Origin of the sequence: Arthrobacter sp. NPDC057388 (genome assembly GCF_042668165.1) — a bacterium.
Lineage (GTDB): Bacteria > Actinomycetota > Actinomycetes > Actinomycetales > Micrococcaceae > Arthrobacter.
In genome coordinates this window covers 13,571-27,803 of record NZ_JBHVBL010000011.1, presented here as the reverse complement: position 1 = coordinate 27,803, position 14,233 = coordinate 13,571, and the positions used below count along the sequence as shown (strand labels likewise).

The 14,233-nt window shown below is 66.1% G+C and carries 9 protein-coding genes; all 9 read left to right on the top strand.

The genetic code is table 11. The features are described from left to right. Positions 1-4: 4 nt before the first annotated feature. Positions 5-541 (top strand): hypothetical protein, encoded by a 537-nt coding sequence (locus tag ACFUTU_RS07570; RefSeq protein WP_377962796.1) that lies wholly within the window; start codon positions 5-7, stop codon positions 539-541. Continuing rightward, positions 541-1,557: a hypothetical protein gene (locus tag ACFUTU_RS07565; RefSeq protein WP_377962794.1), complete on the top strand. Its 1,017-nt coding sequence runs from the start codon at positions 541-543 to the stop codon at positions 1,555-1,557. Before ACFUTU_RS07570 ends, ACFUTU_RS07565 begins: the two co-directional genes overlap by 1 nt. Before the next feature lie 93 nt (positions 1,558-1,650). Next, a complete protein-coding gene (gene mobL / locus ACFUTU_RS07560) occupies positions 1,651-3,927 on the top strand; it encodes a relaxase MobL (RefSeq protein ID WP_377962792.1) in 2,277 nt (758 codons plus the stop codon). 159 nt (positions 3,928-4,086) lie between these two features. After that, on the top strand, positions 4,087-4,626 hold the full coding sequence (locus ACFUTU_RS07555) for a hypothetical protein (RefSeq protein ID WP_377962790.1): 540 nt from the start codon (positions 4,087-4,089) through the stop codon (positions 4,624-4,626). Positions 4,627-4,713: 87 nt separating this feature from the next. After that, positions 4,714-5,508: a hypothetical protein gene (locus tag ACFUTU_RS07550; RefSeq protein WP_377962788.1), complete on the top strand. Its 795-nt coding sequence runs from the start codon at positions 4,714-4,716 to the stop codon at positions 5,506-5,508. A 25-nt stretch (positions 5,509-5,533) separates the two neighbouring features. Next, positions 5,534-5,806: a hypothetical protein gene (locus ACFUTU_RS07545; protein ID WP_377962786.1), complete on the top strand. Its 273-nt coding sequence runs from the start codon at positions 5,534-5,536 to the stop codon at positions 5,804-5,806. A gap of 153 nt (positions 5,807-5,959) precedes the next feature. Further along, positions 5,960-7,726 (top strand): AAA family ATPase, encoded by a 1,767-nt coding sequence (locus tag ACFUTU_RS07540; RefSeq protein ID WP_377962784.1) that lies wholly within the window; start codon positions 5,960-5,962, stop codon positions 7,724-7,726. A gap of 132 nt (positions 7,727-7,858) precedes the next feature. Further along, a complete protein-coding gene (locus ACFUTU_RS07535) occupies positions 7,859-9,928 on the top strand; it encodes a hypothetical protein (protein ID WP_377962782.1) in 2,070 nt (689 codons plus the stop codon). A 127-nt stretch (positions 9,929-10,055) separates the two neighbouring features. After that, on the top strand, positions 10,056-14,153 hold the full coding sequence (locus tag ACFUTU_RS07530) for a type IV secretory system conjugative DNA transfer family protein (protein ID WP_377962780.1): 4,098 nt from the start codon (positions 10,056-10,058) through the stop codon (positions 14,151-14,153). Positions 14,154-14,233 lie beyond the last annotated feature (80 nt).

The window sequence follows — 14,233 nt, the reverse complement described above, 5'->3', positions numbered from 1 at the left end:
ACGAATGACGATCCAGACCCTGGACAAGACCGGCAGCGCAACCGAGGACGAAGCCCGCACGGAGGCCGCTACTGCGGCCCCCGTCGAGAAGGCCCCGGCCAAACCGAAGGCCGGACGTAGCCCCTCGAAGCTGGCCGGCACGCTGCGCCGCCTGGCCCCCGGGAAGGGCTCCGGCGGATCGCCGGTGCTGATCTGGGCGGTGTTCTTCCGCTCGGTCGTCCTCATCGCCGACTACGTGCTGGCCTCGATGACTGCGACGGTCGTGATCCCGATGCTCGGCGCATGGCTACACCGGCAGTCGGGGGCGGCCAGCGGCGACCTGACCATGGCCGGGACCGTCGCGATGTGGATTGCCCCGCTGCTGTTTGTGGTCCTGCTGCTGGCCGCCGCGGAGATCGCCGCGATGCGCGGGATGTGGCGCTGGTCCACCCGTCGGATCCAGGCCGTGCGTGAGGCACGGACTCCGGCGCTGGCCCCGGCCACCGCCGCCCCCAGGACCACCCGCCCGAGCAAGAAGACCAACCGCAAGAGGAGCAACTGATGCGCACTGCTGGACTGATGATGAACGACGTCTGGGCCGACCGGGCCCTGCGGGAGCGGGGCGTTCAGGCGCATCGCTACGACGGCCTCGATGCCCAGATCGGAGTGCTGGTCGACTCTGTTGAGCTCAAGCACCGCGGCAAGGAGGAGAACTACCGGCCCTACCTGCATGTCGTCGGCGAGCTGCGCTCGATCACTCCCGCCGAGCCGCTGCCGTACGGGATCACCCAGGTGACCTATTCGAACGGCCAGGGCGAGAAGGTCGACGCCTTCTATGAGTTTGACGACGAGCAGCTGGTCGCGCTTGCGGCCAAGGGCTACTTCAGCCATTCGTTCACTGTGCCCGACCAGCTCACGGGGATCGAGTGGGAGCTGCCAGCCAGGGTGGATGCCCTCGTGCTCACCCCGTCCGGGGAGCAGGCCGATGCCCCCGTGGTCTTCATGAACGTGCACCGCATCGCCGATCTCGAGATCGACCTGGCCTCCACGGAGTACGACCTGGCGGCCTACTTCGCTGACCGCTCCGAGGACGGCCATGGTCCGGTCGAGGCCGTCGTCGACCAGCGGGGCCTGCGGGCCCGCTCCGACGCGATCAACTCGCTGTTCAGCGAGGACGAGCTCGATTTGGTCGCACAGGCGGAGAACCTTCAGCGGCCCGGGCAGCAGCAGCCGGCTGCCGAGGGTGTTTCCGCACAGTTGCTGGCGGTCGAGGCCGAGATCGCCGCGGAGCGCGAGCGGTATCAGGCTGAGCTGGAGCGCACTGAGGGCACGCCCGAGCACCTGTACCACGAGCGCGTGGCCCCGGCCCTGCACCTGGACGGACCGGACGACACTCCCGCCACTGCGGACGCGGAGCCTGATGCCGGCGCGACCCACGATCTGGACTTTGGCCTGGATGAGGAGGCCACCGGGCAGGAGGTGCCCGCGCCGACGCTTGAGGAGCGCAAGCGCGAGGCCTCCCGCCGCGCCGCCGACCTTGACTTCGGCGAGGACGCCGGGCACGGCCTGGGCCACTGAGGCCGAGGCGGGCAGAGCAGTACGGACGGGACCCGGTCGCTGGAGGACAGCGGCCGGGTCCCGTGCATTCACGACAGGAAGGGAAGAGGCGGGATGGGCCTGAAGCAGTCAGTGGTCATCGTCAACGAGTTCAGCGTGCCGCTGCCCGGCGGCAAGGGGTCCCGGGGCGGCACTCCCGGCGACTACGTCACCCGGTACATGGCGCGCGAGCAGGCGACTGAGTCGCTCGCGCCGATCCAGCGGCTGCGCACGGACGACTTCATCCTGCGCTACATGGCCCGTGAGAGCGCGGTCGAGCGCCCCGGGACAAGCCGGGTCGAGGCCAAGACAACCATGCGCCAGGCCCAGGGCGATGGCGGCGTGGCCTTCGGCTACGGCTCGGTGTCACTCTCTGACGAGCAGCTGCGGGCTGCGTCCCGGGACATCCAGAAGCACTTTGAGAGCGGCAAGACGGTTTTGAAGACTGTGCTCTCCTTCGACGAGGAGTACCTGAAGAAGCACCGCATCGTCGGCGAGGACTTCCACTGCGAGGGCCGCGGGGACTACCGCGGCCACATCGACCAGATGAAGCTGCGGATGGCCATCATGCACGGGCTGGAGCGGATGAGCTCGGGCACGAGCGGTTTCGACGACCTGCGCTACGTCGGCGTGATCCAGGTCGACACCGAGCACGTCCACTGCCACCTGGCAATGGTCGACGCCGGACACGGCAATTTGGCCAAGGACGGGACCCAGCGGGGCAAGCTGCTGGACCGGCACAAGTCCCGGCTGCGGCGCGGCGTGGACGCCTGGCTGGACGAAAAGCAGGCCGTCGCTCACCTGTCCAGCGCTGTCGGTTATGAGCGCAGGAACGTGACGACCTTCATCAAGCGTTGGGCGCACGAGCGCATGCGGTCAGAGTCTCTCCCCCAGTTCCTGCTGGCATGCCTGCCCGCCGATCGCTCGCTGTGGCGCGCCGGAACCAATGATCTGCGGATGCGCAAAGCCAACCGTCTGGTCTCCGAGCTGGTGGCCGAGCAGCTGGAACGGCCGGGCTCTCCGCTGCCGGCGGCGATGGAGAAGGTCGTGGAATACGCCAACCAGCGACGCGAGGCCGAGGGCCTGCCCGCCGACGCGTGGCAGCGCCTGGTCGACGCGGGTCGCAACCAGATCACCGAGCGGGCGGTCAACGGTGTCTACCAGATGCTGCGGTCCATGCCCGAGGAGGAATTGCGGGTGCGTACGCCGATGCTCGAGGTAATGGGCATGGACTACGCCGAGATGGCCACCCTGGCCGCAGAGCGCCAGCAGCGGCACGGCAGCCCGGAGGACGACGTCGTCTCCTTCGGCTTCCGGCTGCGCAGCTATGCCTCCCGCCTGCAACACCATAAGTCCAAGGCCAGCGCTTACCGCGACCTGGCCCGGCAGTGGGAGCGTGCCGAGAAGGCCGAGGTGGCCGTGGAGGACTCCCGGCCGCTCTACGACTTCTACCGCTACGAAGAAGACTGGCACCGGCGGGTGATGAGCAAGTACCAGCACTTCCTGCCGTTTGTCGGCGACGCCAGCCAGTGGTATGCCCAGCAGCAGGAGGTCGCCGCGTACGGCCAGCGCCTGCTCTCGTTGATGGCGCTGCGGCAGGATGCCTCGCTGCAGCGGATGAAGGACGCCGGCCAGGCCGAGGAGATGGGCCGCGAGATCTACGGCCAGCCCGGCGGACGGCACCTGACCGCGGGCAAGGCCGGACGGGCGGTGCTGGACGCGCGCATCGAGACGATGAAGCAGGTCTACGATGAACGGCTCCAGGAGCTGCGCACCGACCTGGCCGACTCGGGGCTCGTGCTCGTCGCCGCTTCTGCTGACCGTCGCAGCGCCGTCGCTGGCGGGGATCCGGAGGTCTCCACCCAGCTCTCGATCGAGACCGGGACGGCGCACCCCTTCGACGAGGTCAAGGCACTGGACCTGCATCACCTGGGCTACGACTTCGTGGCCGACGTCGAGATCGGCGAGCGGGCCAGGAGGGAGTTCACCGCAGCCGCGGCCGAACGCCGCCGGCTGCTGCTGGCGGCCATGGAGTACCTCGACCAGTCGGGCCAGTCCGAGGCAATTGCCGACCTCCCGGTCGACGACATCGCGGCGATGACCCGGGTCTCGCGTGAACTGGTTCCGGTGGAGGACGGCTCCACGCGGCCGGTTCTGCGTTCGAGGATCGCGGCGCTGCGTGAAGAGCAGGAACAGGCTGTCCGGATGCGCCGGTCGAAGGCTTCCTCGCTTGACGCCGGCCTGGTGGTGCGTGTCCAGCAGCGGGTCGACGCCGCGGTGGCCGGTACCGGTGTCCTCCCCGGCCTCGAGCAGGAACCGGCAGGGCATGCCGGCGGCATCCAGCACGAGTAACGACACGACTCGAAAGATCATTCGAATGGTTGCGGAATGCTCTATAGGAGTATTAGTGTATAGAGCAGTTCGGCAGGCACTTCGGGGCTTTGTTCGGACGACGTGAATGATCAAGGCCGTTCTGCCGAGTGGCAGACGGAACGACGAAAGGACGAGATCATGGCACTTCTCAAGGGCAAGGGCGCAATGACCGGGGTCAACCTCATCGCCAAGGTCTATGACAACGGCGCGACCAAGGACGGCAAGTCGCACTACGCCGACATCCAGGTCGACGCCCGCGACTTGCGCGGACCGGAGCAGAGCAACCTGCACCTGAAGTCCGAACGCGTGAAGGGTCCGGACGGCAAGGAACGCTTTGCCAACACCGCCCCTTACTCGGTGGGCCAGCTGGAGGAGATCGTCAAGGCCGCGGGCCCGAATACGGAGCCGCTGCTCAACAAGGACGGCGACAAGGTCGGCACCGTCTACGGCTTCAAGGGCAACGTGATGCCGGCCTCGCGCGGCACCGGCCTGGTGGTCAACACCAAGTCCGTGGAGGCCAGCGACTTCAAGGTCGACTCCAAGACCCTGGACAACCAGTTCGCCTCCATGAAGGCGGCCAAGGAGGCCCAGGCAGCTGCCAAGCAGAGCCAGGCCGGTCCGGAGCAGACCGCTCAGGCCGAGCAGGTTGTCGAGGCCGAGGCCCCCGCGGTCGGCTGACAGCGATCCACGACTCAGCAGAACTCATTGAAAGGCCCCCGGAGAGACCTCTCCGGGGGCCTTTCGCATAGAGAGGAACGAATCATCATGGCAGATCTCAGCAAAGGTCCCCAGGGCGGACCGGAGCACGGCCAGCGCCCGACGTCGTACACGCCCGAGCAGCTGGCGGCAATCCGCGGGGCCACCCCCGATACCGGAGCGCAACGCGGCCCGAGCTCGCAGGCGGGCCTCGGCGCGGTGCGGGGTCCCCGGTACAGCGTGCCCTCCTCCCCCGCTCCCGGCCAGCCGGGCTCGAGGTTCAACCCCAATTTGGTCGAGCGGCGGCCGCGCCCGCAGGCTGAGCCGGCACCGGGGATGATCTCCTCAGCGGATGTGCCGACGCCGGAATCGTCACGGCAGGCGCAAGCCCAGGCAAAGCAGGCTCATGTCGGCGGCACGGTTCGGGGTCCGGTGAAGGTCCCGCCCGCCCAGCGGGCCGCCGAGTCGGAGGTCGGACAGGCCGTGCAGCCCGAGGGCTTCGGTGAGGGAGCCAGGCGGCTGGGCACCGGTGTCATGCGGGATGCCGCGGCCCACGCCGTACCTGCCCGGCAGTCCGGTAAATCGACCAGGCGTGTCGCTGCCAGCGCCGCCAAGGGTGCTGTCATGGGTGCAGCCCGCGGGCTGCATACGGAGCTGGCCGGACATGGCGGACAGAAGGCCCTCCAGGACTCCGCTGCCGGCGCGGACCTGGTCGGGCGGATGGGCTCGATTGTCGGCCGCGGCACTCAGGCGCAGCCGCCGGGCACCACGCAACAGGGACGGAAGCCGGTCAGCGAGCGGTACGACTACCAGTTCGAGGGCCAGAGCGGACCCGAGGGCACCGAGCCGCAGCGCGGGGCTTGAGACAGGCACGGAGGAGGAGAAGGCAATGGCGAGGAACGATCCCAGCCCACTGAGCGGCACGAGCCTGCTGGAGCTGGGCCTGGACGAGATCACGGCTCCGGACGAGAGCGAGGACACGTGGGCGGAGGCCGGGCGCGCCCTGGTCGACCGCGTGGGTGCCTCGATGCGTCAGCAGCGCGAGGCGAACGCGCGGGCACGACGCGACCGGGAGTCCAGTCGGCCGCTGAGTGAGCGGTACGACTACCAGTTCGAGCAGGATGGGTGTTCGCCCCCGGAGGACCGCCAGCAGGGGCTGTGACAGCACCCCTGTGGCACGAATGACCAGGAGGCCCCCGGATATGAGTCCGGGGGCCTCTCTCTGTCCTCTCGCAGTGGCAATGAATGATGACATGATAGACTTTCGACTGATCTATCAGATGAATCCAAGTCTTGGTGAGAGGTCTTCCACGGCATGTTCCATGAAGTGCACCTGAATGAGGGCTATCCGCTCCTGTCGAAGCTGTCGGACCCGCTCAAGAGGGCCGAGCGCGAGATCGTCGGCCGCGAGCACGAGAAGCTCCAACTGCTGGCCTCGATGAGCAGGCCGGAGCTGTGCAACGCCCTGCTCCTGGCCGAGGCAGGTACGGGTAAGACCGCCCTCGTCCAGGCCACGATGGCCGTTGACACCGAGCGGCTGTACCTCGAGGTCGATCCGTCCCGAATGATCTCCGAAGCCGGCGACTCGGACCGCATGGCTGCCATGCTCAAAGGCTTCTTCGACGAGGCCGAGCACTTCGTGGCGGACGGGAAGCAGGAGCTGGTCCTGTTCATCGACGAGTTTCACCAGATTATCCAGCTCTCCGATGCCGCCGTCGAGGCCATCAAGCCGGTGCTGGCAGCCTCCGGGGCGCGCGGCATCCGCATCATCGCCGCAACGACCTACGACGAGTTCCACAAGCACATTGCCCCGAACCAGCCTCTGGTCGAGCGTCTGCAGCGTATCAACCTGACGCCTCCGGACCAGGAGACGACCATCCGGATCCTGCAGGGCATGGCCGAGCACTACGACGTCGCCGATCAGTTTTACGACGACCACATCTACCGCCAGATCTACGAGTACACCGAGCGCTACATGCCGGCGAGCTCGCAGCCGCGCAAATCGATCCTCGTGCTGGACAGCATGGTCGGCTGGCACCGCCTCACCAAGCGGGCTCTGGACCGGGAGCTGCTTTCGGACGTGCTTCAGGAATCCCTGGGCGTGAATGTCGCCTTCAAAGTCGACGGCGCAAAGATCAAGGCGCAGCTGGACTCGAAGGTCTTCAGCCAGGACCTGGCCACGCGCGCGGTCGCGCGGCGGCTGCAGCTGTCGGTGGCGGACCTGAACGACAAGAGCCGACCAGAGGCCTCGCTGCTGTTTACGGGGCCCACCGGCGTCGGAAAGACGGAGCTCACCAAGCAGCTGGCACGGCTGCTCTTTGGTGACGACCAGCGCCACCTGATCCGCTTCGACATGTCCGAATACGCCCAGGATTCCTCGATGGACCTCTTCCGCTCCGAGCTGACGAAGCGGGTCTGGGACCTCTCGCATGCCGTACTGCTGTTCGACGAGGTCGAGAAGGCCTCCGCGATGGTCACCCGCCTGCTGCTGCAGGTGCTCGACGACGGGCGGCTCTCCGACGACAACAACCGCGAGGTCAGCTTCCTGAACACCTACATCGCCATGACGACAAACGCGGGCTCGGAGATCTACAAGACCATCGCGCAGTACGCGGCCGACGACACGGGCTCGGGCGAGCAGCTGCTGAAGTACGACAAGCTCATCCGTCGCTCCATCACTGAGACGCAGTCGGATAATCGCTTCCCGCCCGAGCTGTTGGGCCGCATGGACGCGATCGTGCCCTTCCAGCCGTTATCGGAGAACACCCAACGCAAGATCGTGCGAAACAAGCTGCGCCACATGGTGCAGGAGGTGCTCATCAAGCACAACGTTCGGGTGGACATCGACCAGAGGGTCCTGCAGTACCTCATCGACGACAAGGGTGACACCGACTCCAATGCCGGCGGTGCCCGTGGCGCGGTGGCGAAGATGACCGACGAAGTCACCACCGGCGTGGCGACCTTCATCAACGAGCACCCCTCCGAGCGGCGGATCCGGATCGATGTCGTCGGCGAGTTGGCGAGCGACCACAAGGACATGCTCACCTCCGATGCACGCATCGAGGTGAGCGCCGTGCGCTGATCTGCGGCACAGATCATTGCGGGCCATTCGGCAACGTGTCGGATTGCCTATCATTGCACCTATCGACTTATAGGCGATAGGATACTCATATACCAGGCGAACTGCGTTTCATAATCGAAGGGATCGACACCAATGGGCATTCTGGGCACGGCTGCGGGAAGCCGAAACAAGGATCGGAAGAAGAAGCCTGACGAGCTGCTGTCGTCCGTGGTCAGGGAGACTGCGATCCCCGCAGCAGCCGAACTGCTGCGGTCGAACGCAAAGTTCGTCTTCCCCAGCGGCACGGCGTGGGTCATGCTCGTGCTGGCTGCCGAGTCCATCGGCGGGCTGAGCAAGCGGCACGGCCGCGACGAGGCGAAGGGCTCACTCATTGAGCTCATCGACTCCGACCAGATCAAGACCGTCGCCACGGCAGAGATGCTCGGCGAAGAGGTCTTCGGCATCATCCCCAACACGGAGACGCTTGCGCGCATGGAGGAGTACTCGCTCCTGACCGGCGCGGAGTACACCTGGGCCCTCGTCTGGCAGAAGCCCAGCGGCGAGCTGCTGGTGGACCTTGTCGCCGAGGCCTCGTTCAAGCAGGCCCAGGAGGTCGCTTCGGGCGCGCTGAGCCTCGAGGAGGCTGTCGGAGCACAGGCCTGGCGCGAGCACAGCGGCGTCACTGCCGACGGGCCCGGGACCCTTTCCGCGGCGGATGCGGACGCTGTTGCTGCCGTGGACACCCTGGATGAGGGTGACCCGATCTTCGACTCGATCCCCGGCGGGGACGAAGGTGCCGGTGACGAGCCGGTCTTCGGCGCTGCGGGCGACGAACCCGTGTTCGACGACGAAGCCGCCGACTTCGGAAACGAGGACGCGGCCCCGGTTGCGGTGGAGCCGGAGCCCGGCTTCGACGGCACGGCCGGCTTCGAGGAGTTCGACGAGGACTCCGGCCCGGTGACCGCCGACGACACTGCGTACGCCCCGGCTGAAGAGGAAGCCGTCCTGCTGGAGAACCAGGAGCAGGTGCGCGAGGTCATCGCCCGCCGCTTCCTCTCCGAGGATCTGGACCTCGATGTGCGCCTGGACGAGTTCAACGCGACCTTTGCCATCGGCGCACCCGTGGTACAGATCGAGGTCCCGCAGGGCGCGACGGAGTGGCTGGGCGATCAGGTGGCCCAGCTCAACCGGCAGGCCAACGCCGACCTTGCCCAGCTGCGGTGGGCGCACGAGGACGAACTGCGTACTTTGTACGTGAATCTCATGTCGTCCCACGTCGAGCAGGTCATCCGTGACGTGGCCACCGACCGCGAGGGTTCGCGCTATAAGGCTCTCAAGGACGGCACCGAGGCGGCGCACCGTGAGCGGGAGTCCGAGAAGGAGCAGCGGATCCGTACCCGCAAGGCCGAGATCGTCCAGGACTACGAGGCCCAGGCGAAGAAGCTCGCCGAGCAGGCCGCCCTCCAGGCCGAGATCCAGTACAAGGAGCGCAACCGCTCCCGCATGGAGCGCGAGCAGGCTGACGCCGTCGCCGAGATCGAGCGGGTTCTTGAGAACTCCTATTCGCACGACCGGCAGGAGATCCTGCGCGTGCGCCGCTCCGACGCCGCCCTGAAGATGCAGGTCGGCACCACGCGGATCTTCGAGGTTCTGGCTGAGAAGCAGAAGGCCTATCTTGAGGCCGAAGAGCAGCGCCTGGGGCAGTGGAAGGCCGAGATCCAGCGGATCGTCGACGACAACCGCAAGGCGGACATTGCCCAGGCCGAGGCTTTGGCCGAGCACCAGCGCACCACCGACGAGATCGGAGTCCTGCGCCGCGAGCAGGAGGCGCTGCTGGAGTCGATCCGCAACGAGCACGCCGACCGCATGCGCCGGATGGAGGACGAGCTCGACCGCAACCGCAAGGACGCGATCACCCAGATGCAGGCCCGCGAGACGGAATGGCAGCACAGCCTGTCCCTTGAGAAGGAGAAGACCGACTCGGCCACACAGCGCAACACGGACCTGCTGCAGCAGATGGAGGTTGTCGAGGACTCGGTCAAGCGTCGGTACGAGGCACGGCTGGAGGAGATGACGGCGGACAAGGAGTCCTACGCCAGCGAGCTGGCCAGGGCTTCGGAGATCCAGAGCCGCTACAACAAGATGCTCATCGCCCTGATCGTCGCGCTGCCCGTGCTCGGCGGCCTCGCCGGCTTCATCGGCGGGGCAGCCATGGGCGGCTGAGCAAACTCGGAGATCGACGGGGGTCTGACGGCGCATGGGGCTCGCACCCCGTGCGCCGTTGGCGTCTTCCGGGACCACAAACAGGCGCAGGACACACAGACACACGCGGGAACAGGCAGGGAGAACCATGGCAGGCAGCAAGCGCAGGGCGGCACGGCCGAAGGCCAGCGGCTGGGAGAAGATCTCGGCGCGTCGGCCGGACGAGACGCTGACGAACCGGGACGTCTATGAGGACCAGCAGCTGGACCGCGGCGAACGGCTGAGCAAGAAGTCGAACACGTCGGGCCTGGTGCTCGCCGGCATCGCGGGCCTGCTGGTCGCGATCGTGGCGTGGGTGCTGTACTCGGTCGTCGCCACAGCAGTGTTCACGCTCGGGGCAACGATGAGCGGTGGCCTGGGCGGCAACAGCAGTGGAAAGCCGGACTCGTACTACGTCGAGGACACCACGACAGGTCAGGGCGGGGCACCGATGACGTGCTACCGCGCCGTCAACGAGAAGGGTAACCCCGAGATCGGCTCGAAGTGCCATCCGGACCTCAAGGACGTCCCGGTGCCCGCGTGGTGGACCCAGGCAGGCAGCGCCGCCCAGGACGCCCCGAAGAATGACCAGGCGGCCACGCCCGCGGTGACGAACGTCGGCGCGCAAATGGGGTCCGTCACCGGGTTCAAGCTCTTCCTGACGCTGGGATCGGGTGCGCTGGTCATGATCGTTATCTCCACCTGGACCGGACGCCAGGTCAACAAGCACAACGCGACGGTCGACCACACGGACATCAACGACCACCGCAACGACCAGCACATCGCGCTGCCGGAGGAGGTCCAGCAGAACTACGACTGGTTCCCGGACGCCGGCGCGCACTCCGGAGTGCAGGTCAGCTCGATGATCAGTCACATGATGCTCAGCAAGAAGGGTCTGGGCACGGTCAAGGTTTCCCGGCGTGCAGAGTCCGACGTGATCGACCAAGAGGGCAACATCGTCTACTACAAGGGCGAGGTCATGGACGGCGACGACGGCGAGCCGCTGGTCGAGACCCTGCCGCTGATCGACGAGGAGTTCGGCGAGGCGCTCTTCGACGCCTCGGGCCTGCCCCGGGACAAGCGGCTGCGCCGGAAGTACGACGCCACGGTGATCCCGTACAACCCGCCGACCGAGGAAAGCCGGCGCAAGGCCAAAGAGGCGAAGGACCCCGGCAAGCTCCAGGGCGCGAACCGTGACAAGCTCGGACCCTACCGCACGGTGTCGGACCTGATCACCGATGACTGGGAGTTCCCGGCATACGAGGTTCAGCGCCCCGCCGGTGCCTATATCGTCGACACCGCTCCGGTGAACACGATGGTCCTGGCCATCACCCGTGCCGGTAAGGGCCAGACCTACATTGAGCCGATGATCGACATGTGGTCACGGGAGAAGAAGCCCTCGAACATGGTCATCAACGACCCCAAGGGCGAACTGCTCGTCAAGAATTACATCCCGCTGGTCACACGAGGCTTCGAGCCGGTCCAGTTCAACCTGATCAACGCCATGAAGACCGACATCTACAATCCCCTGGGCATGGCCGCCGACGCCGCCCGCGAGGGTGACTCGACCAAGTGTGCGCTCTACATCGAGAACATCGGCGAGGTCTTCTTCCCGCTGGACGGCGGCGAGGACCCGGTCTGGCCGAACGCGGCGAACAACGCCTTCAAGCGGGCGGCCTATGGGCTTATCGACTACTACCTCGAGGAGGAGCGCGAGCTGCGCGAGTATGCGGCAGCCACCGGCATGGACCCGGGCGCGTTGGAGCAGCGGCTCGATGATATGTGGGGCAAGGTCACGCTGTACAACTGCTACCAGCTCTTCGTGCAGCTGACCTCGAAGAAGTGGAAGAATCCCGCTGCCGAGCTGGAGAAGCGCATCAAGAATGGGGAGTTCGAAGAGGACGAGGACGCGCTGGCCGTGGAGCAGGCCAAGGTTGCCGAGAAGGACTTCCTGTGGGAGGGCAAGGCCGAGCAGGACCTGCTTACGCTCTACTTCAACGCCACCCAGGCCCTGCCGCGCAACTCGATGCGTACGCTCGTGGGCAACGCCCACAACGCCCTGGTCGCCATGGCCGGTGCGGAGAAGATGATGTCCTCGGTCTACGGCATCGCGATCACGGGCATCAGCTTCTTCACCGACCCGACGATCTCGACCCTGACCTCCGGTAAGCCGAGCCAGAACACTGACCTGGCGGGTCTGTCCTTCCCGCGGCGGCTGGGTGTGCGCTTCTCGCCGAACTTCATGAAGCGCGACCACCTGCTTGGGCAGATGGCGAGCTGGTCGGCGTACGCGGACCCGATGTTCACCCGGAACCTCGGCAAGGACTTCGAGCACTCGGAGATCGTCGGCCGCGTGGGCTGGGCACGCTACAACTTCAAGGGCATCTTCCCGGGCGACGAGGCCTGGCTGAAGCTGGAGCTGAAGAACCCGCAGAGTGGCATGCTCGTGCGCACTTTCTATTTCCACTTCCGCAAGAGCTACCAGCTCTCCCTCAACGGCCGGCACTTCGTGGTCGAGCCGGTCACCGACAAGAAGATCGTGAAGAACGGCGTGCTGCGCGAGCTGCGGCCGGTGCGGAAGGGTGGTACCCGCGACGGGAAGATCCTTTCGTTCCAGCCCGGTGACACGACGTATCGGAGCACCAGGTTGGTGCCGATCGACGGTGGTGATGGCTATCAGACCGTCGATAACGATGCGCGCGCGATCACGCAGACGATGGCCAGGTACTCGGAGTCACCGAAGGCGGTCTTCCTGGTCACTCCCCCGCACCTGATGAAGTACGCCAAGCTGATCCTGATCCTGGTCAAGCAGCTGGTGGACGTCTCGTTCGACCAGTCGTACATGACCAAGTCGAACCAGAAGCCGCTGTACCGCACGCGGTTCATGCTCGACGAGCTGGGCAACCTGCAGTCCGACGGCAACGGCATCGCCGGCTTCGAGACCATGCTCTCCATCGGCCTGGGCCAGGAGCAGCAGTTCACGCTCATCCTGCAGACGCTGCAGCAGCTGCGCGACGTCTACGGTGAGTCGGTCGACAAGATTGTGCAGGGAAACACGAGCAACATCGTTTTCCTCAAGTCGACCGATGACTCGATGATCGAAACGCTGGAGAAGATGAGCGGCAAGACCCACCGCACCCACGCCAGCTCGAAGCAGATCACGCAGAACCTGGACAAGGTGGTCGGTGGGAAGACGGACGGGGCGATCTCGCGCACCTGGTCGACGGAGGAGGAGCCGCTGATCAAGTACAACGATTTCGCCTTCCTCTCGCCGCGCAACTCGATCGTGCTGCGCGCCGGCGACGCCCCGGTGTGGAACCGCAACGAGACGATCCTGCCGATGTCGTTCAAGCTGCTCGGCAACACGATCACCCACCCGGGGCACGAGTATTCGCTGCAGACGATCCCCACGCTCAGCTCCGCGATGGAGTTCGACGTGCGCATGAACCAGCCTGACTTCGTCAAGATGCTCGACAAGCGCATGGCCCAGGCGGTCAAGGCCGCCGATGCCAAGGCGCTCTACCAGGAGACGTACGACTACAAGGACATCGACGTCGAGCGCCTCGACCCGGATGTCTACTCCGACGAGGTCATGGAGGTCATCACCCGCATGGTCGTTACCAACGGTAGTAGTGACCCGAACGCGCCCGTGGAGGTGGACCCGGACGACTACGAGGCCATGATGATGGGCAACGACGAGGAGTTCCTGGAGGACGTGGAGGTGGCCGCGACCGTCGCTGCCCACCAGGCGACGCAGAAGGACCACAAGCGCCTGGTCTACGCCGAGGGCACGGTCAGTAAGGAGATGCTGATCAATCTCGACGGCTCGGCGAAGGTCAAGGCCCTGGACCTTGAGATCGGTGAGGCGTACAAGACCGCGCTGGTGGAGATGCAGCAGGACCGCGAACACTTCTCGGTCGGCGGGGACGGCGAGCTGCGCAGCGCCGACGGATCGAAGACCTACATCAGTCAGGTTCGCTCCGATGCCTATACCGACGCCGCCCGCCGGATCAACGGCCAGATCAGCGACGAGGGCTCGCGCGTGTTCGCTGAGCAGGACGTGACCGAGGAGGATCTGCGGTCGCTGGCCACGGTCAAGGTCCATGCTGCGTTTTACACGTACCTGGCCTCGCTGCCCAGCTGGGAGGTCCTGGCCGACGGGGCATTCGACCGGGCCATGGCCGTAGAGATGAAGTCCCGGGTGTAGTGCCGGCGGGTCTATTCGCTCTATGCCGGGACAGTCGATTGCATCGACTGTCCCGGCATTCGTCTTTTGGCTCGTTTCGG

What these genes read in the sequence shown, in the direction of transcription:
- ACFUTU_RS07570 (WP_377962796.1), top strand. Translation starts at nt 5, where the DNA reads ATGACGATCCAGACCCTGGACAAGACCGGCAGCGCAACCGAGGACGAA.
- ACFUTU_RS07565 (WP_377962794.1), top strand. Translation starts at nt 541, where the DNA reads ATGCGCACTGCTGGACTGATGATGAACGACGTCTGGGCCGACCGGGCC.
- mobL (WP_377962792.1), top strand. Translation starts at nt 1,651, where the DNA reads ATGGGCCTGAAGCAGTCAGTGGTCATCGTCAACGAGTTCAGCGTGCCG.
- ACFUTU_RS07555 (WP_377962790.1), top strand. Translation starts at nt 4,087, where the DNA reads ATGGCACTTCTCAAGGGCAAGGGCGCAATGACCGGGGTCAACCTCATC.
- ACFUTU_RS07550 (WP_377962788.1), top strand. Translation starts at nt 4,714, where the DNA reads ATGGCAGATCTCAGCAAAGGTCCCCAGGGCGGACCGGAGCACGGCCAG.
- ACFUTU_RS07545 (WP_377962786.1), top strand. Translation starts at nt 5,534, where the DNA reads ATGGCGAGGAACGATCCCAGCCCACTGAGCGGCACGAGCCTGCTGGAG.
- ACFUTU_RS07540 (WP_377962784.1), top strand. Translation starts at nt 5,960, where the DNA reads ATGTTCCATGAAGTGCACCTGAATGAGGGCTATCCGCTCCTGTCGAAG.
- ACFUTU_RS07535 (WP_377962782.1), top strand. Translation starts at nt 7,859, where the DNA reads ATGGGCATTCTGGGCACGGCTGCGGGAAGCCGAAACAAGGATCGGAAG.
- ACFUTU_RS07530 (WP_377962780.1), top strand. Translation starts at nt 10,056, where the DNA reads ATGGCAGGCAGCAAGCGCAGGGCGGCACGGCCGAAGGCCAGCGGCTGG.